At 72.5% G+C, this 19534-nt stretch carries 20 protein-coding genes and 3 tRNA genes; 8 read left to right on the top strand and 15 right to left on the bottom strand.

Going from position 1 to position 19534, the window contains the following annotated elements; genetic code table 11:
* Window positions 1-74: 74 nt before the first annotated feature.
* From OHA86_RS21690 to OHA86_RS21665, 6 genes are all read right to left on the bottom strand, one after another.
* Window positions 75-881 (bottom strand): maleylpyruvate isomerase family mycothiol-dependent enzyme, encoded by an 807-nt coding sequence (locus OHA86_RS21690; RefSeq protein ID WP_329177724.1) that lies wholly within the window; start codon window positions 879-881, stop codon window positions 75-77.
* A 113-nt stretch (window positions 882-994) separates the two neighbouring features.
* Complete coding sequence (locus OHA86_RS21685) at window positions 995-2686, bottom strand: hypothetical protein (RefSeq protein WP_329177722.1); 1692 nt, start codon at window positions 2684-2686, stop codon at window positions 995-997.
* 326 nt (window positions 2687-3012) lie between these two features.
* Complete coding sequence (locus OHA86_RS21680) at window positions 3013-3216, bottom strand: DUF4177 domain-containing protein (RefSeq protein WP_259437194.1); 204 nt, start codon at window positions 3214-3216, stop codon at window positions 3013-3015.
* Window positions 3217-3293: 77 nt separating this feature from the next.
* Window positions 3294-4580, bottom strand: coding sequence for an MFS transporter (locus tag OHA86_RS21675; protein WP_329177718.1), 1287 nt, complete (start codon window positions 4578-4580; stop codon window positions 3294-3296).
* A 223-nt stretch (window positions 4581-4803) separates the two neighbouring features.
* A complete protein-coding gene (locus OHA86_RS21670) occupies window positions 4804-5310 on the bottom strand; it encodes a DinB family protein (protein ID WP_329177717.1) in 507 nt (168 codons plus the stop codon).
* 52 nt (window positions 5311-5362) lie between these two features.
* Entirely contained in the window at window positions 5363-6139 is a 777-nt protein-coding gene (locus tag OHA86_RS21665) for an NAD(P)H-dependent oxidoreductase (RefSeq protein WP_329177715.1), read from the bottom strand.
* A gap of 130 nt (window positions 6140-6269) precedes the next feature.
* On the opposite strand from OHA86_RS21665, the gene OHA86_RS21660 reads away from it, so the two are divergent.
* Window positions 6270-7130, top strand: coding sequence for a helix-turn-helix domain-containing protein (locus tag OHA86_RS21660; RefSeq protein WP_329177713.1), 861 nt, complete (start codon window positions 6270-6272; stop codon window positions 7128-7130).
* Window positions 7131-7241: 111 nt separating this feature from the next.
* Here the strand turns inward: OHA86_RS21660 and OHA86_RS21655 are convergent, their stop codons facing one another.
* Window positions 7242-7460: a hypothetical protein gene (locus OHA86_RS21655; protein WP_329177711.1), complete on the bottom strand. Its 219-nt coding sequence runs from the start codon at window positions 7458-7460 to the stop codon at window positions 7242-7244.
* 330 nt (window positions 7461-7790) lie between these two features.
* Between OHA86_RS21655 and OHA86_RS21650 the strand changes: the two genes are divergently transcribed.
* Window positions 7791-8714 (top strand): NAD-dependent epimerase/dehydratase family protein, encoded by a 924-nt coding sequence (locus OHA86_RS21650; protein WP_329177709.1) that lies wholly within the window; start codon window positions 7791-7793, stop codon window positions 8712-8714.
* A gap of 67 nt (window positions 8715-8781) precedes the next feature.
* Here the strand turns inward: OHA86_RS21650 and OHA86_RS21645 are convergent, their stop codons facing one another.
* The 3 genes from OHA86_RS21645 to OHA86_RS21635 all read right to left on the bottom strand — a co-directional run bounded on the left by OHA86_RS21645 (window position 8782) and on the right by OHA86_RS21635 (window position 10903).
* Window positions 8782-9213, bottom strand: a complete 432-nt coding sequence (locus tag OHA86_RS21645) for a GNAT family N-acetyltransferase (protein WP_329177707.1) — start codon at window positions 9211-9213, stop codon at window positions 8782-8784.
* 61 nt (window positions 9214-9274) lie between these two features.
* The gene (locus OHA86_RS21640; protein ID WP_329177706.1) at window positions 9275-9892 is read right to left on the bottom strand and encodes a Uma2 family endonuclease; all 618 of its coding nucleotides are present in this window, start codon (window positions 9890-9892) and stop codon (window positions 9275-9277) included.
* A gap of 186 nt (window positions 9893-10078) precedes the next feature.
* Window positions 10079-10903 (bottom strand): helix-turn-helix transcriptional regulator, encoded by an 825-nt coding sequence (locus OHA86_RS21635; RefSeq protein WP_329177704.1) that lies wholly within the window; start codon window positions 10901-10903, stop codon window positions 10079-10081.
* Between the two features lie 94 nt (window positions 10904-10997).
* Between OHA86_RS21635 and OHA86_RS21630 the strand changes: the two genes are divergently transcribed.
* Complete coding sequence (locus OHA86_RS21630) at window positions 10998-11771, top strand: SDR family NAD(P)-dependent oxidoreductase (protein ID WP_329177702.1); 774 nt, start codon at window positions 10998-11000, stop codon at window positions 11769-11771.
* On the opposite strand, the gene OHA86_RS21625 is transcribed toward OHA86_RS21630, so the two are convergent.
* Window positions 11746-12645, bottom strand: a complete 900-nt coding sequence (locus tag OHA86_RS21625) for a DUF3626 domain-containing protein (protein WP_443071799.1) — start codon at window positions 12643-12645, stop codon at window positions 11746-11748. The two genes, OHA86_RS21630 and OHA86_RS21625, sit on opposite strands and share 26 nt — an antisense overlap.
* A gap of 75 nt (window positions 12646-12720) precedes the next feature.
* Between OHA86_RS21625 and OHA86_RS21620 the strand changes: the two genes are divergently transcribed.
* Window positions 12721-13539: a phosphotransferase enzyme family protein gene (locus OHA86_RS21620; RefSeq protein WP_329177700.1), complete on the top strand. Its 819-nt coding sequence runs from the start codon at window positions 12721-12723 to the stop codon at window positions 13537-13539.
* A gap of 238 nt (window positions 13540-13777) precedes the next feature.
* Here OHA86_RS21620 and purL read toward each other — a convergent pair whose 3' ends face one another.
* The 3 genes from purL to purS are packed head-to-tail and all read right to left on the bottom strand — an operon-like array spanning window position 13778 to window position 16946.
* A complete protein-coding gene (purL, locus tag OHA86_RS21615) occupies window positions 13778-16027 on the bottom strand; it encodes a phosphoribosylformylglycinamidine synthase subunit PurL (protein WP_329177698.1) in 2250 nt (749 codons plus the stop codon).
* Window positions 16024-16704, bottom strand: coding sequence for a phosphoribosylformylglycinamidine synthase subunit PurQ (gene purQ / locus OHA86_RS21610; RefSeq protein WP_329177696.1), 681 nt, complete (start codon window positions 16702-16704; stop codon window positions 16024-16026). Before purQ ends, purL begins: the two co-directional genes overlap by 4 nt.
* A complete protein-coding gene (gene purS, locus OHA86_RS21605) occupies window positions 16701-16946 on the bottom strand; it encodes a phosphoribosylformylglycinamidine synthase subunit PurS (protein WP_329177694.1) in 246 nt (81 codons plus the stop codon). The genes purQ and purS overlap by 4 nt, the downstream gene beginning before the upstream one ends.
* 429 nt (window positions 16947-17375) lie before the next feature.
* Between purS and OHA86_RS21600 the strand changes: the two genes are divergently transcribed.
* The 4 genes from OHA86_RS21600 (at window position 17376) to OHA86_RS21585 (ending at window position 18301) form a co-directional block, all read left to right on the top strand.
* Window positions 17376-17693, top strand: a complete 318-nt coding sequence (locus OHA86_RS21600; RefSeq protein WP_329177693.1) for a histone-like nucleoid-structuring protein Lsr2 — start codon at window positions 17376-17378, stop codon at window positions 17691-17693.
* A 167-nt stretch (window positions 17694-17860) separates the two neighbouring features.
* Window positions 17861-17932, top strand: a tRNA-Gly gene (locus OHA86_RS21595).
* 84 nt (window positions 17933-18016) lie between these two features.
* Window positions 18017-18092: transfer RNA gene (locus OHA86_RS21590), tRNA-Gly, on the top strand.
* Window positions 18093-18225: 133 nt separating this feature from the next.
* A tRNA-Gly gene (locus OHA86_RS21585) sits at window positions 18226-18301 on the top strand.
* 86 nt (window positions 18302-18387) lie between these two features.
* Here the strand turns inward: OHA86_RS21585 and OHA86_RS21580 are convergent.
* Window positions 18388-19290, bottom strand: coding sequence for a phosphoribosylaminoimidazolesuccinocarboxamide synthase (locus OHA86_RS21580; protein WP_329177692.1), 903 nt, complete (start codon window positions 19288-19290; stop codon window positions 18388-18390).
* Window positions 19291-19534: the final 244 nt, after the last annotated feature.

Below are 19534 nucleotides of genomic sequence, written 5' to 3'. Positions count from 1 at the left end.
GCCTGGACAGGGTTATTCCGGTGCATTACGGGCGCCGCATTGTATGACGGGCAGGTCGCCGTACGACCCGTGTGTCACCGCATGACCGGCAGATACGGTCCCAGGTCCGCGCGTTCCCCGCTGGCCGCGACGGCCGCCGCGGCCAGCGCCTCGGCCCAGCCCGTACGCCCGGTGGCGAGCCGGATCCAGGTCAGCGGGTCGGTCTCGACGACATTCGGCGGGGTGCCGCGGGTGTGCCGCGGCCCCTCCACGCACTGCACCGCCGCATAGGGCGGCACCCGTACCTCCACCGCGTTGCCCGGCGCCTTCGCGGCCAGCCCGTCCGCCAGCACCCGCGCCACGGCCGCCACCGCCTGCCGGTCGAAAGCGACCTCGCGGCCGGTCGCCCGGGCCAGGTCGTCGCTGTGCACCACCAGTTCCACCAGCCGGGTCACCGTGAAGTCCAGTGCCCGCATGCCGCCGAAGGGCTCGGGGATCAGCCTGCCCGGCCGCAGCGCCTGCGCCCGCAGCGGGCCGAGCCCGTCCACCGCCGCGTCGATCGCCGCGACCGGGTCCCCCATCGCCTGCTCGGCGGCCCGGGTCGAGGCGTCCAGCTGGTCGGCGATCGGCCCGGTCGCCTGCGTCCACTCGTCCAGCCCGGTCGGCTTCCCCCCGGGGACCGGCTCCGGCTCCGCCAGCAGCACCCCGAGCAGATTCGCCTGCCGTGCGATGTGCGCGACCAGGGTCCGCACGTCCCAGCCGGGCAGCCCGGACTCCCTCGCGTACGCCTCGGGCGCCAACTCCTTGACGGCGTCGCGCACATGGCCCGCCTGCGCGAGAAGCGCGCTCCAGGTCCGGTCTGGGTCGTACGTCCGCACGCGGCGGCGGCTGGTCTGCGGCATACGGCGAGCGTAGTCCGGGTGCCCCGGGGGGCTTGCGGGACCCGGCGGCCCCGGGGCGCGGCGGCCGGGCGGCCGGGGACCTGGGGCTGGGCCTGCGGGACCCGGGGCGGGCGTTATCCCGCGATCTGCATCCGGAGGAGCGCCTGGGCGAGCTGCAACTCCAGCGCGGGGCCGTCCTTCATGGCCTTCCTCAGCGCGGCGTCGCCGGACACCAGGTAGTTCCTCGGCGCCACGTTCTGCTGCTTCAGGCCGGCCAGGACGTCGGCGGCCACCGCCTTGACGCGGTTCAGGCGTTCGGCGGCGTCGGCGAGCTGGCTCGCGGCGAACTCCCGCATGAGGGAGACCGCGTCCTCAAGGCCGTACGCCTCGTCCTTCCTGACCGCCCGCAGTTCGAACAGCATCGCGCCGTCGCCCGCGGTGCCGAAGCGGCCCATGGCGTAGGTGAAGTGGCGGCCCTGCCGGTGCGCGGGGTAGCCGCGCGGCGGGGACAGCAGGTCCCGGTGGTCGCCGCGGGGGCCGTCGCCGTCGTTGTCGCGGTCGGTGGGCTCCGTGGCGGGCGTCGTCGGGTCGCCGTCCACGATGGAGTCGAACCACGCGCCGATCGTGGGACCGGCGTACCGGTAGCCGGCCGGCCCGAGGTAGCCGCCGATGAGGTCGCGCTTCCCCTGGGACGTCGGCATCAGGACCGTGGCACGGTAGTCGTCGAACAGCCCGTGCGCGCCCCGGTAGTCGACGCAGCGGCGGAAGTCGGTCTGTTCGTCGGCGCTCAGCTGGAGGTAGCCGGAGTGGAAGTCGGTGCGGGACATCACCGGCAGCAGCACCTTGGGGCCCTGCCTGTCGTTGACCCCCGCGATCAGGCTGATCACGTAGTAGCGCACGAGATACAGCAACTGGGCTGCTCTGCCGAGGGGTTTGTAGAAGTCGACGTTGGCCACGGCCTCGGCCGCCCCGCTGCCCCCGTAGGTCAGCAGCAGGTCGGCGAGCTGGTCCAGCCGCCGGCCCCCGGTGGCCTGGACCTTGCCGTGCACGAAGTGGCCGGTCACCACGGTCACGGCGAAGCCGGCCGGCAACAGCTGGTGGCCGTCCACATCGTCCAGCGCCGGCTCCGGCAGGTAGTACGTCGCACCGCCGTTGCGCTGGAGCGCGGCCACTTCGGCGCTGACGCACTGGAGTTGCCGGTCGAGATCCGCCGAGGTCGTGACCGGCGAGGTGATGAACTCCAGGTCGGTGTCGTCGACCTCCAGCCGGACGATCTCCGCTTCCTGGTGCTTCCAGCTCTTGAGCAGCGTCTTGGAGGGCACATCCTGCGTGGTCACCTTCGCGTCGCCGAGCTGCCACTCGAATCCGAAGGAGGGCGAGCCGAAGGCGGGTGCGAACGGCTGCTGCATCTCGGCCAGGACCGGACCCCACAGCGAGTCGAGCACGCGCAGGACCGGGCCGTGCGTGCCCGGCCCGGGGTCGGAGCGTATGGACGCGTAGCGGTCCAGCGCCTTCCCGACCTCGATGAGGGCTACGAACAGGCCTTCGCCGACCGGCGATTCCTCCGCCTGGGCCACGGCCTCCTCGGCCCAATCGGTCAGGGCGTCCATGGTCTCCAGCATGTCGGGACGGGCGAGTCCGCCGGTGACGCGTGCGCTCAAGTCGTCGGCGAGGCGGGCGAGTTCCCGTGCCCGCTCGTGGATCGTGCTGGTCGGCAGGGCGCGTGCCACCGGCTGGGCGGCCTGCTGGCCGGGGACGTGGGCACCGCCTTGGGCAGGGCCTTGAGCGGGTCCCTGCGCGGGTGGTTGAGCAGGCTTCGGATACATGGCGGGTCCTCCGGTTCGCGACGGCTGCGTGCGCGCCGGGTCCCCGGGGGTGGCGTCACCCCGTGAACACGCCCTCCCCCGAGCGGCCCCGCGGCACAGTCAGCCCAGCATGCCCGGACCGCCACCGGATCGCAGCGTTTCGGCCGGTTTGCCGGTTGGGCCCCGTACGGCCGGCCTGTCGCCGGTGCGGCACCGCCCGCTCGCCCACAGGGGCAGGCGGGCGGGGCGGGCGTCGTGGGTCCGGTGACGGGTCCCAGGTCCGGGTCCGGATGGGTACGGGTCCACGTCGGTGCCGGCGCTCGGGCCGGTGGTGGTGCCGGCGCCGGTCAGCCCTGGCGGGGGCGCTCGAAGGTGAGCAGCAGGCCCTCGACGGCGCCGGGGCCTATCCGGCCCTTCACGTCGGCCGCGGTGATGGACTTGAGCGCCCAGCCGTCGGACGCGTGCTTGTTGAGGGTCTTCTCCAGCTTGTCGCCGTCGAGCGCGTCGCCGATCAGCGATTCGCGGAAGGAGACGACCTTGTACTCGTACATGCTCTGGTCCTCGCTCGGGTCCGGTTCGTTCGGGCGGTCCTACGTCCGGACAGCCAACCACGAACTCCCGTACGCCGTCAGGCCGCCCCGGCGGCGGGCGCGGGTCCCGGGCGGCCGAGGGGGATGTCGCGCATCGTGCGCAGCGGCGAGAAGAACAGCCACAGGCCGGCGGAGCAGCCGCCGACGACGGCGATCCACAGCGTCGTCCGCACGCCGAGCAGGGCCGCGAGCGCTCCCCCGGCGAGGCTGCCGAGCGGCAGGGTGCCCCAGTTGATCCAGCGGGCGGCGGCGCTGACCCGGCCGAGCAGGTCGGGCGGGCAGGTCGCCTGGCGGTAACTGGTCAGCGAGATACCGGCCACGGTGGAGGCGAAGGTCCAGGAGATCCAGCCGGCACCGAACAGCAGCACCCACCAGCCGTGCCCGGCCAGCGGGATCAGCAGTCCGGGCAGCGACAGCAGGGTCATCGCCACCCAGCTGATCCGCGCCGAACCCACCCGCCGGGCCAGCGACTTCGCGGCGATCCCGCCCGCCACGCCGCCGACGGCTCCCAGCGCGAGCAGCAGCCCGACAAGGCCGGGGCGTATCCGCAGGGTGCGGATCAGGAAGACCGGGCCGAGCGTTTCCACCATGATCACGAAGAAGTTGGCGGTGCCGTTGAAGGCCACCGCCTTGCGCAGGATCGGGTCCCGCACCACATGCGCGAGCCCGGCCCCGATCTGCGCCCGCAGGGTGGGCCTGTCCGCCGCGGGCGCCGGCGTACGGACCGGCTCACGGGTGCGTATCGCGGCCAGCGAGGCGGCGGACACCGCGAAGGACAGCGCGTCCGCGGTCATCGCCGCCGCGGCCCCGACCAGCGTGACCAGGCCGGCGCCCGCCCCCGGCCCGGCGATCTGCGCGGCCGACTGCGAGGCGGCGAGCTTGCCGTTGCCGTCCATCAGCTGCTCATGGTCGAGCAGAGTCGGCAGATAGCTCTGGTAGGCGACCGAGAAGAACACCGACAGCACGCCGGACGCGAGCGCGACACCGTAGAGCTGCCCGAGGGTCAGCACACCCGCCGCGTGGGCGACCGGCACCGAGCCGACCACCGCGAGCAGCCCGAGGTTGCACCCGATCATCAGCCGCCGCTTGGCCACCCGGTCCACCACGGCCCCCGCGGGCAGCGCCACCAGCAGATACGCACTCGTCCCCGCCGCCGACAGCAGCCCGATCTGGAAAGCGCCGGCCTTCAGCACGACGACGGCCACCAGCGGCAGCGCGAGCACCGAGATCTGCGAACCGACCTCGCTGACGGTCTGCCCGCTCCACAACAGCAGGAAGTCCCGCTGCCGCCGCAGCGGACGGCGCTTTCGATCGTTGACGCCCACCGTTGCGATGCTCGCACCGCGCACGCACCGGTGTCCACGTACCCCGGTGTACGTGCGGCGGCGCTAACTGCGGTGCGCGCCACGGGGCTTGCCCTGCCGCCGGGTGTGGGCCAGGAGACGGGCACGGGCCTGGGCGCCGGTGCGGCCGTACTCCCCGATCGGGACGACCGCCAGGATCCGGGCCGGGAGCGCTCAGCCGCCGGGGCCGGGGGTCCGGCGGGCGTTACACGCCGACCGTTCCGTCGATGGCCTCGCGGAGGAGGTCGGCGTGGCCGTTGTGGCGGCCGTACTCCAGGATGACGTGCAGCATGATCGTCCGTAGCGAAAGGTCCTCCTGGCCGCGGGAGTTGTGGACGACGACGTCCAGGTCGGGGGCCGCCGCCTCGATGCGGCGGGCGTGCTCGACCTCGGCGTGCCAGGCCGTGAAGGCCTCCGCGCGGGTGGAGCCGGCCGCGTCGTAGGCGACTTGGAAGTCCATCGCGTCCGACCAGACGAGCGGGATGTCCTCACCGCCGACGACCCGGCGGAACCAGGCGCGCTCGACCTCGGCCATGTGGCGCACGAGGCCGAGCAGGCTCAGCGTCGAGGGCGGCACGGACTGCCGCCGCAAGTCCTCGTCCGCCAGCCCCTCGCACTTGACGGCAAGCGTCGCCCGGTGGTGTTCGAGGAAGCCGCGCAACGTCTCGCGCTCCCCGGCGATGGTGGGCGGCACGGCCCGTTCGATGCTCACCCCACCATTGTGGCTCCGGGCCGGACCGCCGAGGAGGGGCGGGGCCGGATCGTCATCGCCGGCCCCGGCGGGCGGTGTGGAGGGCGAATCCGCTGGTGCCGGGCGATTCCCGGCCGGGTATCAGCTCGGAGCCGTCCTGGTGCGTCAGGCCGGTGTAGTCGCCGCCCAGCTCCGGGCGGTACGGGATCGGCTCGGCGGTGAAGGCGGTCGCGAGCCGCTGCCGGTAGCGTGCGGCGATCCCGGCGTAGTGCTGGTCGTCCAGGTGGACGGCGCTGTGCTCGACGAACGGCGGCAGCACGTCGAAGCCGGTGAAGTACAGCACGCCGTGGTTGACCGGGAACAGCAGGTCGTCGATGGGGCCGTTGACTCCCCGCTCGGTGTAGTGCCCGATCCTGCCGCCCACGGTGGTGGCGACCATGGCGCGTTTGCCGGCGAACGGGCCGGCCCCGTAGCGCGGCAGCTGCGCGCCGTACGCGAAGTCGTAGGTGAACACCCGGTCGATCCACCCCTTGAGGATCGCGGGCATGGTGAACCACCACAGCGGGAAGTGCAGGACGACCAGGTCGGCGTCGCGCAGCTTCTGCTGCTCGGCGCGGATGTCCTCGGTGAGGCGGCCGGATCCGTAGGCCGCTCCTGAGGCATGCATGAAATCCGGTCCTGTGATGCCGTCGAAGTCGGCGAAGTCGGCCGCCGCCTGCCACTTCATGGCGTACAGGTCGGTGACCACCACCTCGTGGCCCTCCGCGCGCAGGGCGCTGACGGCGAGGTCCTTCAAGGACGCGGTCAGCGAGTTCGGGTCGGGGTGTGCGTAGACGATCAGTACGTTCATGGCGGCGATCCTGCGCCGGATGCCGGTCCGGCGGCCAGAGTCTGCCTGACCGCCGGACCGGGGTTCCTGGGACTGGCAGGACCACCCTCGTCCCGACCGGTCCTGGCGGCCCGTGCGCATACTGGAACGCATGGACGATCTGGGCGACCTCGGCACGTTCCTGCAGTCGCGCCGGGCGCACGTGCCGCCGGAATCGGTCGGCGTCGTCATCGGTGGCCGCCGCAGGGTGGCCGGTCTGCGCCGCGAGGAGCTGGCGCAGCTGGCCGGGGTGAGCGTCGATTACTACATCCGGCTGGAGCAGGGCCGGGCGACCCAGCCGTCGGAGCAGGTGCTGGACGCGCTGTCGCGGGCGCTGCAACTCGACAGCGTGGCCCACGAGTACCTGCACAAGCTGGCCAGGCAGCGCAGGCGCCGGCCGCAGCCGACCAGCTATCCGGCCATGGTTCGGCCGCAGCTGCGTCGGATCCTCGACACGTTGTCGGACTGCCCGGCCATGATCATCAACCACCGCATCGACGTGCTGGCGTACAACCGGATGGCCGGTCTGCTGTACGGCGGCCTGGACCAAGTGCCGGTCGGCGAACGCAATCTGGCCAGGATGATCTTTCTCGACGCCGACCGCTTCGACCTGTACGCCGACCGCACGTCGTGCACCGCCGACTGCGTGGCCCATCTGCGGCACGCGGCCGGTGAGTTCCCCGACGACCCGGAACTGGCCGCGCTCATCGGCGAACTGTCCATCGGCAGCCGCCGGTTCAGCGAGCTGTGGGCCGCCGCCGAGGTCAGCGTGCGCGGCCACGGCTCGCAGCGACTCCGGCACCCGATGGTCGGCGTGATCACGCTGCACCAGGAGCGCTTCATGCTGCCGGACGGCTCCGGCCAGGAGCTGATCACCCTGTCCCCCGAACCGGACAGCACCGACGCGGACAATCTCCGGCTGCTCGCCAACCTGGGCGCCGACGACACCGGCGAAGCGTGGTCGCGGCCCTGAGCCGATCGGCTCGCTCCCACCGGCCGGTGGGCGGACCCGCGCCCGGGCGGCGGGACGAGCCGGGCACGCACTACGGGCGCAGCACGAGGAGGCGCCCCCTGTTCTCGCCGGTCAACTCTCCGCCTCCGTGGGGTCGGTGGTGTCACGGTGCGACCAGAACAGGGCCGCGCCGCCCGCGCCCTCCGGGACGAACTCCTCGCGTTCGACGGCGAATCCGGCCGCTGCCAGCCACGTACGGTACGTGGCCGCGCCGGCGTGGCTCCACCACATCGGGGCGCCGCCGCCGAGCCAGTTCTCCTGGACGCCGGTCCACGCGGTGTGGCCGGTCACCGCGAGCAGGCAGCCGCCGGGACGCAGCCAGCGGGCCGACTTCGCGAGCAGCGGGGCCTGTTCGGCGAGCGGGAGGTGGAGCGGACCGACAGCGTGTCGTAGCCGCGGCGGACCAGCTCTTTCGGATCATCGATGTCCACGCTGTGGCACGGTAGCCGCAGCCGGGGCGGTCGTACGAACGGATTACGGCGCCACCGCGGAGCCCCACCGGGAGGCGTAGGCCGGTGTCGTGACCGGCGTCACATCCGCGACTGTCACGCCGGGGCGCGCTCGCCCGTCCTGATCCCGTCCATGTGCCACGCAGTGCCAGTTGAAGGAAGAGGACTCATCATGCGAGTAGTCGTCGCGGGCGCGACCGGTGTCGTCGGGCGGCAGGTCGTCCCGCTGCTCAGTGCCGCGGGGCACGAGGTCGTCGCCCTGTCACGCAAACCGGGGCGGGAGCGGGCCGCGGGCGTACGGACCGTCGCCGTCGACGCGCTCGACCAGGCGGCGCTGCGCGAGGCCGTGCGCACGGCGGAACCGGACGCCGTCGTGCACCTGCTCACCGCCATCCCGGCGCGGATCAGCCCCCGCAGGATGGAGCGGGACTTCGCCCTCACCAACCGGCTGCGTACGGAGTCCGCCAGGACGCTCGCGGAGGCCGCACGGGACTCGGGCGGCGCCCGCTTCCTGGCACAGGGCCTGGCCTACGCCTACGACCCGGCGCCCGGCGCGGCCGACGAGGACGCGCCCTTCTGGCGGCGCCCGCCCAAGCAGTGGGCGACGTCGCTGGGAGCGCTGGAAGTCCTGGAGGGGATCACCGCGGCCGACGACGGCCTGGTCCTGCGCTTCGGGCACCTCTACGGACCCGGTACCGCCTTGGGGCGCGGCGGGTCGAGCATCGCGCAGATCGAGGCCCGCAAGCTGCCGGTCGTCGGCGACGGCAGCGGCGTCTTCTCCTTCACCCACGCCCGGGACGCGGCGACGGCCGTCGTCGCGGCCCTGGACCGCCCGGAGGCGACCGGCGCCCTCAACATCGTCGACGACGAGCCCGCCCTGCTGCGCGACTGGCTCCCGGGAGTGGCGGCGCTGCTCGGCGCCGCCGCCCCGCGGAAGGTCCCGACCGCCATGGCCAGGCTCGCAGCGGGCGCGTGGGGTGCCGCCTACATGACGCGGTTGCGCGGCGCCGACAACACCCGGGCCAAGGACGCCCTGTCCTGGAGCCCGCGCTACCCGACGTGGCGCGAGGGCTTCGCGGCCGAGCTGGGCGGCTGAGCGCGGCGGGCGGCGGGCGGCAGGCGGCAGGCGGCAGGCGGCAGGCGGCAGGCGGCAGGCGGCAGCGTCACTGCTCGCCGAGGGCCATCCACTTCGCCGGGTCCGTGAGCGGGGTGAAGCCCACCTTGGCGTACACCTCGTGGGCGTCGGCGGTGGCCAGCATGATGCGGCGCAGGCCGTAGGGCGCGAGGTGGTCGCGGACCGCGGCGACAAGGGCGGTGCCGATGCCCTTGCCGCGGGCGGCGGGCGCGACGTACACATCGCAGAGCCACGCGAAGGTGGCCAGGTCGCTGACGATCCGCGCGTACGCGAGCTGCGCCCCCGACGCGCTGTCGTAGAGCCCGAAGTTGAGGGACCCCGCGATAGCCGCGTCCTGCTTCTCACGCGGGCGCCCGAGCGCCCAGTACGCGTCCTGCGACAGCCACTGATGAATCAGCCCGCCGTCGAGCCGCGCGGGGTCGGTGGATATCTCGTAACCATCGGGAAGCCCATCACTCATCCCCGCACTCAACCAGCCCCACCACCCGCCCGGCCAGCGAATATCCCTCGGCTGCCGGCGCCTACGACCCGGTGGCCTCCGCGTCCGCCCGGGCCGCCGAGGCCACCGGCCCGCCGGACGACGCGCGTGGCGGGCCGTAGGTCAGCAGGACGCTGGTGTCGAGCTTCCACGGGCCGACGCTGACGGTGTCGCCGAAGACGAACGCCGTCCGCTGCCGATAGCCGGGCAGCGAGTGGACGATGCCGGTTCCGTCGCGGGGGTCGACGATCACGTAGTGAGGAATACCCATGGCGGAGTAGTCCTCCACCTTGTCGCGGTAGTCGTTCGAGGGGTTGGAGCGGGAGACGATCTCGACCACCAGCAGCACCTCGTCAGGGCGCAGCGCGGTCTCGGTGTTCTCCAGACTCGCCTCGGGGAAGACCATGATGTCGGGGCAGCGGAGCTTTCCGAGGGCCGGATCCTCGACATCGGCGCCCGCGTGGGCGATGTAGCCGGGGTGCGTCCTGGCCACTTGGACATCGATCTGCCGCCACAGGCGCGCTACGGCGAGTTCGTGGCGGTTGACCGGCGCCATCATCACGATGACCTCGCCGTCGGCGATCTCGACCTTGCCGATTCCGGGCAGGTCGGCCAGATCCTCGGCCACCCGGCGGAGTGCGGCGTACGACTCGGTGTCCATGTCGTCCACGGTAGCCGGAAGGCGACTTGGAAGTCCGTAGCCTGTAGTTACAGCGTGATCACTCATGGTCGGGATCCTGGCGTTATCGACCTGAATGAATATGCCAAACGCATAATCATCACCCACCCGGGTGACGACGCCCCGAGCGCGGCGCCTGGCGCGCCGCCGGTCCGGGCGGTGGCGGGGTCAGGGCCCGGTGGCGGTCAGGGCGCGGAAAGGGGTGGGGATGCGGGGTGGGGGGAGGCAGGTGAACAGGTGGTGGCCGGGGGTGGGGAGGGACAGGAGGGTGTAGGGGAGGGTGTCCGCAGGCACTTTCGGGTGGCGCAGCCGGAGTTCGCCCTCGGCGGGGGCGCCGGCCCGGTGCATTTTCCACAGGGCGGCGAATTCCGGGCTGGACGCGGAGAGTCGGGCCACCAGGCGGGTGAGGGCCGGGTCGCTCGGGCGGTCGGCGTGTGCGGTGCGCAGGGACGCGACCAGTTGCGCGCCGATCGAGTCCTCCGGCTCCCGGTTGGCGGGGGCGGCGCCGTAGGGGCAGCAGAAGACCTGCCAGAGCAAATTGCGCTCGTGCGGCGGGCGTTGCGCCAGGCCCGCCATCAGGGCAGCGCCCAGCGGGTTCCAGGCCAGCAGGTCGAAGCGGGGTCCCGCGATGAAGGCCGGGGTGTCGTTCAGTGCCTCAAGCAGCGCCCGGGCGGCCGGGGTGACGGGCCTGGTCCGTACGGCCGCGGGCTCCCGGCGCGGGGCGGCGATCGTGTGCAGGTAGGCGCGTTCGGCGTCGGTGAGCAGCAACGCCCGTGCCAGGGAGTCCAGTACGGCGGGGGTCGGGACGCGGGGGCGGCCCTGCTCAAGTCGCGTGTAGTAGTCGGGCGAGATGCCGGCCCTGGCCGCCACTTCCTCCCTGCGCAGGCCGGGCGTCCTGCGGTGCCCGGTCGCGTCCTGGGCCAGGCCCACGTCCGCGGGGGTGAGGCGGGAGCGGTGCGCCCGCAGGAAGGCTCCCAACGCCGAGTCGGCCATGTCCCCACCGTAGACCGGCCGGAAGGGGGGCCGGGCCGTCCCAGGGTCGGCGCGGCCGATGGTGCCGGGCGGCCGGCGAAGCGAGGCTTCCCGTATGGGAATACTTGAGGGCAAGGTCACCGTCGTCACCGGCGCGGGCCGGGGAATCGGCGCCGCCGCGGCCCGGCTGTTCGCCGCGGAGGGCGCGCGGCTGGTGCTGGCGGCCCGTACCGGCGCCGAAGTGGACGCGCTGGCCGCCGAATTGCGCGAGGGCGGCGCCGAGGCGGTCGCCGTGACGGCCGACATCACGACCGCGGAGGGCGCAGAGCGCGCTGTATCGGCGGCACTTGAGGTGTACGGAAGGCTCGACGCCGCCTTCGACAACGCCGGGGCCGGCCCCGTGCCCGCCCCGCTCGCCGACCGGGACGAGGCCACCTGGGACGAGGTGCACACGCTGAACCTGCGGGGCACCTGGCTGTGCCTGCGCGCCCAGTTGCGGGCGATGGTCGCGGGCGGGCACGGCGGCGCGATCGTGGTGAACACCGGCGTCGGCGCGCTGGTCGGCGGCTTCGGCGACGGTACGCAGCAGGCCGCGAAGCACGGGCTGGCCGGCCTGGTGAAGGCGGCCACCGCGGACTACGCGGGGCACGGGATCCGTACCAACGCCATCGCGCCGGGTGTCGCCCGCACCTCCGCCACCGAGGCGTTCTTCGCCCCGGGCACCGGCTTCGCCGGGACCGTCGCCCGGGCGACCCCGCTGGGCCGGGTCGCGGAGCCCGCCGAATTCGCCGAGGCAGCGGCCTGGTTGCTCAGCGACCGCGCCTCGTACGTCACCGGCGTGACCCTCCCGGTCGACGGCGGCCTCACCGCGGTCCGCACCTTCGCCTGACCGGCGGGGCGGGTGGGGCGGCGGGCGGCGCTCCGTACCGGGCCACGTAGTGCCAGACCCGCTTGAGGGACTGCGGGTCGTGGCGGCCGGCGCGGGCGGCGGCGCCGAGGACACGGGGGTCGAGCCGGCCGTCGACCGCGATCTCGGCGCCGAGCGCGACGATTTCCGGGCCGCGGTAGTCAGGATGGCGGCGCAGTTCCCCGACGGTGAGCGCGAAGCCCGGGTGCCACTCGACCGGGCACGGAAGCCGGCGCGCCGCGGCCTCCACGGAGGTGCCGCGGTGGCTGGGGTCCAGGACCAGCGCCTCGACGTGGCGGGCGAGGAGGACCGGGCCGTGGACCTGCGCCTCGATGTAGTCGTCAAGGGGGTCGCCGACGCCATCGCCGCTCTCGGCCAGGGCGATCAGGGACATGACCGCCGCGACGCCGAAGTGCGACGGCTCGTAGAAGCTGTCGGGGTAGCAGAAGGTGGCCCGCGGCAGCGTTCGGGCGGTCAGCCGGAAGTGCGCGGAGCCGAACCGCGGCGCTCCGCCGGTCACGCGCCGACGGAAGTTCAGTGCGCCGTAGACCGGGCGGGTGTGCGCGGGTGCGTCGTCGTAGGCGCCGCCGAACATCCGGCTCTCCCAGCGCCACCGATCACCGCCGGGATACGCGGTCAGGCCGCCGTTGCTCGTACCGGTCACGAACTGCGAGCGGTAGACGCCGTCCTCGGCGAGCCGCGCCAGGACCGGCGTGCCGCAGGCGGCCGACCTGTCCGGGTGGAAATTCAGCGTCACCCGCAGTCCCGAGTCCATCGGCCCGCCGCGCGACAGCGCCGTGACATGGCGTATCGCCAGCTCACGCGCGGGCACCCGGCCTGTAGCGTTGCGGTCCACTCACCGCAGTCTGCCCGGGCGCAGGCTCCGCGGTCATCCTGGTTTCGTCGCCCGGCAGGGACCGCGGAGGGCCGCATGACGGAAGCGCCGGACGGCGAGCAGCTTGCCGGGGGGATGGCCAACGCCGGTGCGGTCTACCGGCGCGGCGGGCTCGTGGACCGGCCAGCGTCCAGGAACGCGGCCGGTGTGCACGCGTATCTCGCCGCCCTGCGGGACCGCGGCTTCGACGGTGCGCCCGTCGCCGCGGGTCTCGACGGGGACGGGCGGGAGCAACTCACCTACGTCGAGGGCGAGGTGGCCCTGCCGCCGTTCCCGGCGTGGGCGATGACGGAGGACGCGCTGGTGTCCGTGGGCCGGCTGCTGCGGCGACTGCACGACGCGGGCGCCGGGGTGGACATCGACCCGGGAGCGCACTGGGACCGTGAACTGGCCGACCCGGCGGGCGGACCCGTGCTGTGCCACAACGACGTCTGCCCGGAGAACGTCGTCTTCCGCGGCGGCCGGGCCGTCGCCCTGATCGACTTCGACCTCGCCGCTCCCGGCCGCCCGCTGTGGGACGTGGCGATGACCGCCCGCTACTGGGTGCCGATGCTCGATCCGACCTCCACCGCCGCCCAGTATCCGGGCGGGCTGGACCAGTTGGGCCGACTGCGGCTGCTGGCCGACGCGTACGGGCTGACGCCGGCCGAGCGCGCCGAACTGCCCGCGGTCGTCGAACAGGCCACCGCGGCGGGCCGCGCCTTCGTCGAGCGCCGGGTCGCGGGCGGCGACCCCGGCTACGTCGAGGCGGTCGCCCGGCGGGCCGGCTGGGCGCGCTGGGACCGGATGCAGGAGTGGCTGGTCGCGCACCGGAACGCGTACGCGGCGGCACTGACGGAGAGCCCGTCACCGTAGCGCGTACCCCTCACCGGCGTGAGGGGGTATCACCGCAGCGAGAGGGTGCCGCGGAAGAAGCCGGCTCTCGCTTCCGCGACACCCTCTCACCCGCGCGTGTACGCCTTACGCCCGCGCGTACTCCTTACGCCGGCGCGTGGGTCTCAGGCCCGCGTGGACCTCTCACCCGAGCACGGACCCCTCACCCGCGCGAGAACCTCTCACGCGAGCACGTACCCCTCACGCCAGCGGGTACCTCCTACGCCAGCAGCCCCGGGATCGTCGCCTCGTGCACCGAGCGCAGCTCGGCCAGCGGGAGCGTGAACTCGCCCTGGACCTCGACCGCGTCGCCGTCGATCACGCCGATCCGGGTGACCGGCAGACCCCGCGCCCCGCACATGTCGGTGAAGCGCAGCTCCTCGGAGCGCGGGACGGCCACGATCGCGCGGCCCGCCGACTCGGAGAAGAGGAAGGTGAAGGCGTCGAGCCCGTCCGGCACGACCAGCCGGGCGCCCTGCCCGCCGCGCAGGCAGGACTCGGTCACCGCCTGGATGAGCCCGCCGTCGGAGAGGTCGTGAGCGGCGTCGATCATGCCGTCGCGCGAGCCGGAGATGAGGATGTCGGCCAGCAGCCGCTCCCGCTCCAGGTCCACCGCGGGCGGCAGCCCGCCCAAGTGGTCGTGGACGACCTGCGACCAGGCCGAACCGCCGAATTCCTCGCGGGTGTCGCCGAGCAGCAGGATCAGCTGGCCCGGCTCCTTGAACGCCATCGGAGTACGCCGGTTGACGTCGTCGATCACGCCGAGGACGGCGACCACCGGGGTCGGGTGGATGGCGGCGTCCCCGGTCTGGTTGTAGAGCGAGACGTTGCCGCCGGTCACCGGCGTACCCAGCGCGAGGCAGCCGTCGGCCAGACCGCGGGTGGCCTCGGCGAACTGCCACATCACCGCCGGGTCCTCGGGCGACCCGAAGTTCAGGCAGTCGGAGACGGCCAGCGGCCTCGCACCGGTCGCGGCGACATTGCGGTACGCCTCCGCGAGCGCGAGCTGCGCGCCCGCGTACGGGTCGAGCTTGGCGTAGCGCCCGTTGCCGTCGGTGGCGATGGCCACGCCGAGGTCGGTGACGGCGTCGATGCGGATGACGCCGGAGTCCTCGGGCTGCGCCAGCACCGTATTGCCCTGCACGAAGCGGTCGTACTGGTCGGTGACCCACGCCTTGGACGCCTGGTTCGGCGAACCGACCAGCGCGAGCACCTGCTCGCGCAGCTCCTCGGCGGTGGACGGCCGCGCCAGCTTCCCGGCGTCGTCGGCCTGGAGCGCGTCCTGCCAATCGGGGCGGGCGTACGGGCGGTGGTAGGTGGGACCCTCGTGCGCGACCGAGCGCGGCGGCACGTCCACGATCTGCTCGCCGTGCCAGAAGATCTCCAGCCGCGAGCCCTCGGTGACCTCACCGATGACCGTGGCGATGACGTCCCACTTCTCGCAGATCTCCAGGAAGCGCTCGACCTTGCCGGGTTCGACGATCGCGCACATCCGCTCCTGCGACTCGCTCATGAGGATCTCCTCGGGCGAGAGCGTCGCGTCGCGCAGCGGCACGGTGTCCAGCTCGACCCGCATGCCGCCGGAGCCGGCCGAGGCCAGCTCGGAGGTGGCGCAGGACAGGCCGGCGCCGCCCAGGTCCTGGATGCCCGCGACCAGCTGCTCGCGGAAGATCTCCAGGGTGCACTCGATGAGCAGCTTCTCCTGGAAGGGGTCGCCGACCTGGACGGCGGGCCGCCGCGAGGGACCCGTCGCGTCGAAGGTCTCGCTGGCCAGCACCGAGACGCCGCCGATGCCGTCGCCGCCGGTCCTGGCGCCGTAGAGGATCACCTTGTTGCCGGCGCCGGACGCCTGGGCGAGGTGGATGTCCTCGTGCTTCATGACGCCCACGCACAGCGCGTTGACCAGCGGGTTGCCCTGGTAGCAGGGGTCGAAGACGACCTCGCCGCCGATGTTGGGCAGGCCCAGGCAGTTGCCGTAGCCGCCGACGCCGGCGACGACGCCGGGCAGCACGCGCTTGGTGTCGGGGTGGTCGGCGGCGCCGAAGCGCAGCGGGTCCATGACCGCGACCGGCCGCGCGCCCATCGCCAGGATGTCGCGCACGATGCCGCCGACGCCGGTGGCCGCGCCCTGGTAGGGCTCGATGTACGAGGGGTGGTTGTGCGACTCGATCTTGAAGGTGACGGCGTAGCCCTGCCCGACGTCCACCACACCGGCGTTCTCACCGATGCCGACGAGCAGCGCGTCGGTCTGCGGGGCCTTCTCGCCGAACTGCTTGAGGTGCACCTTGCTCGACTTGTACGAGCAGTGCTCCGACCACATGACCGAGTACATCGCCAGCTCGGCGCCGGTCGGCCGGCGGCCCAGGATCTCCCGGACGCGGGCGTACTCGTCCTCCTTGAGGCCGAGTTCCTTCCAGGGCTGGCCGGCGTCGGGGGTCTCGCCGGCGTGCTTGACCGTGTCGAGCGTCATGCGGTGACCAGTTTCTTGAGTACCGAGGTGAAGAACGCGAGGCCGTCGGTGCGGCCGGTGCCGATCAGCGGCTCCACGGCGTGCTCGGGGTGCGGCATGAGGCCGACGACGTTGCCCGCCGCGTTGCTGATGCCGGCGATGTCGCGGAGCGAGCCGTTGGGATTCCCGTCGAGGTAGCGGAAGGCCACCCGGCCCTCGGCCTCCAGCTCGTCGAGGGTGCGCTGGTCAGCGGTGTAGCGGCCGTCGATGTTCTTGAGCGGGACGGAGATCTCCTGGCCGGCGGCGTAGTCGGCGGTCCAGGCGGTCGCGGTGCTCTCGACCCGCAGCTTCTGGTCGCGGCAGACGAAGTGGAGCCCGGTGTTCCTGAGCATCGCGCCCGGCAGCAGATGCGCTTCGCACAGCACCTGGAAACCGTTGCAGATGCCGAGCACCGGCATTCCTGCGTTCGCCTGTTCGATAACCGTCCCCATCACCGGCGAGAAGCGCGAGATCGCACCGGCCCGCAGATAGTCGCCGTAGGAGAACCCGCCGGGCAGAACGACCGCGTCGACCTGCTTGAGGTCCTTGTCGCGGTGCCACAGCGGTACGGCTTCGGCGCCCGCGATGCTGATCGCCCGCTGCGTGTCGCGGTCGTCCAGCGTGCCGGGAAATGTGACGACGCCAATGCGGGCAGTCACGACTCGACCTTTACGTCGAAGTCCTCGATCACGGTGTTGGCAAGAAAAGTTTCCGCCATCTCCCGAATGCGGGCGAGGGCGGCGTCGTCGACCGGCCCCTCGACCTCGAGTTCAAAGCGCTTTCCCTGGCGGACGTCGGAGATCCCGTCGAAGCCGAGGCGCGGCAGCGCGCGCTGTACCGCCTGGCCCTGGGGGTCGAGGATCTCCGGCTTGAGCATGACGTCGACTACGACGCGTGCCACTGGCACTCCCGGTGGTGTGGTGCGTGAGGTCCTCCCAGGGTACCTGGTGGGAAATTCTACGCGAGTAGATATGGGGCGCCCGTCCGATGAGCGGCAGATCATGCATCACGTTTATGTATCGGCTGTCAAAATACCTGGGGAAACGCGGCGGAAAATCATAGGGTCCCGATGGCGTACAGGCTTGGGATGACGTACGGCCGGGAATTATCAGTAACATCTGCATCCCATTCCGTGACACCGCACAGCTTCGCCCTGAATGCACATTTGTCGACACCTGCGCGTCTGCGTGCCCGCGACACCACAGCCGGGCCGGACGCCGTACCGCACCGGGCCGCAACAGGCCCGGCGGTGCGGCCCGGTCACCGGTCCCGGCGACTCCGGCCGGTCATCGCGACGGCATGCCGACGGCGTACGAAAGGACCGATTCCCATGGCGCAACGCGTACTGGTCACCCTCGCTGATGATCTCGACGGCGGCGAGGCCGCGGAAACGATCGCATTCGGCGTCGACGGGCAGTGGTACGAGATCGACCTCTCGTCCGAGAACGCGGACAAACTGCGTCACGAGCTGGCGCCCTACGTCGAGGCCGGCCGCCGCCGCACGCTTTCCGGCCGCGCCTACAAGCGCACCCCGATCGCACCCACGCCGGCGACCGTGCGGGCCTGGGCGCAGTCCAACGGATTCGAGGTGCCCGCCCGCGGCCGTATTCCGAAGAAGGTCTACGAGGCGTTCAGCAAGGCGAGCTGAACGCACGGCAGTTGGGCTGCGCGGCCGGCCCGGGACAGGGCCGGCCGCGCACCCGGCAGGGGCGCGACGCGGCCGGGCCGGGCCGACTGGACAGCCACCCCCACCCTTCCGCTAGTGTGTGGAGCACGCCGAGGGCAGGACCGAAAGGCCAGGTCAACGGACATCATGCGGGTGTAGCTCAGTAGTAGAGCGCCCCCCTTCCAGGGGGGAGGCGCAGTGTGCAATTCCTGTCGCCCGCTCCGATCGCCTACGCGAAAGCGTCGCGGTCATTGACCACTGGTCATTGACATGCGGCGCTTCGGGTAGAGTGATCCGCACGACCTGCGGACGTGGCTCAGTTGGTAGAGCATCACCTTGCCAAGGTGAGGGTCGCGAGTTCGAATCTCGTCGTCCGCTCCAGTCGGACGAAGGCCCCGGTTCTTGTGACCGGGGCCTTCGCCGTACTCGCGGTCCGTACCCGGGCCGTACGGCCCGCCCGCGGATATGCGTTTCCGGCGCGCGGGGCCGATCGGGTACAGTATCGGCACCACCTGCGGACGTAGCTCAGTTGGTAGAGCATCACCTTGCCAAGGTGAGGGTCGCGAGTTCGAATCTCGTCGTCCGCTCCAGTGAGGCGAAGGCCCCGGTCGATTCGACCGGGGCCTTCGCCATGCCCGCGCCCTTACGCGTCCGCGTGCGGACGACGGCGTCCGGCTTACGACCAGGGAGTGCCGGTCAGCCGCTCGTACGCCTCGACGTAGCGCGCCCGGGACTGCTCGACGACCTCGGGCGGCAGCTCCGGCGGCGGTGTGTCGCCCGTACGGTCCCAGCCGGACGCGTCGGAGGTCAGCCAGTCGCGGATGAACTGCTTGTCGAACGACGGCTGCGGGTGCCCCGGCTCCCAGAGGTCGGCCGGCCAGTAGCGGGACGAGTCGGGGGTCAGCACCTCGTCCGCGATGACCAGGTCGCCCTGCTCGTCGTGCCCGAACTCGAACTTCGTGTCCGCCAGGATCAGCCCGCGCTCCTTGGCCACGTCACGCGCCCGGCCGTAGACCGCCAGCGTCGCCTGCCGCAGTTGGGTGGCGGTCTCGGCGCCGACCTGGCGGGCCACTTCCTCGTACGGCACGTTCTCGTCGTGCTCACCGACGTCGGCCTTCGTCGCCGGTGTGAAGATCGGCGCGGGCAGCTCGGAGCCGTCGACCAGGCCCTCGGGCAGCGCGAGCCCGCAGACGGTGCGGTACTTGTCGTATTCGAGCAGTCCTGACCCGGTCAGATAACCGCGGGCCACGCACTCCACCGGCACCATCCGCAGCGACGTGCACACCATCGTCCGGCCGGCCCAGTCCGCGGGCGCGCCCTCGGGCACCTCGGTCGAGACCACGTGGTTCGGCACCAGGTCGGCGAGTTGCTCGAACCACCACAGCGACAGCCGGGTCAGGACCCGGCCCTTGTCGGGGATGTCGGTGGGCAGCACCCAGTCGTACGCCGAGGTGCGGTCGCTGGCCACCATCACCAGGTCGCCGTCGGCGTTGCGGTACAGCTCGCGCACCTTCCCGGTGTGCAGATGGACCAGTCCGGGCACCTGCACCGGCTCCGGTTTGTCGACGAATCCGGGCATCGGTCGTCCTCCCCAATCGGTGGTTCAGCCCCTGATTCTCGCGTACGGAGGGGGATGCGGCGCGCCAAGGGTGCGCGGGCCGGGCGGGGGCGCGTCTTGGCCGCGGGCGGGGGCGACGCGTCCCGGCTGCGGGCGAGGGCGACGCGTCCCGGCCGCGGGGGCGGGGGCGCGTCCCGGCCGTGCGCGCCGACCGCGCTCAGCGGGGCCTGTCGGCCGTGCTCACTGAACGCGGTCAGCCGGGCTT

It is taken from the genome of Streptomyces sp. NBC_01477, assembly GCF_036227245.1.
Classification (GTDB): domain Bacteria; phylum Actinomycetota; class Actinomycetes; order Streptomycetales; family Streptomycetaceae; genus Actinacidiphila.
This window is presented reverse-complemented; position numbering and strand designations above follow the sequence as displayed.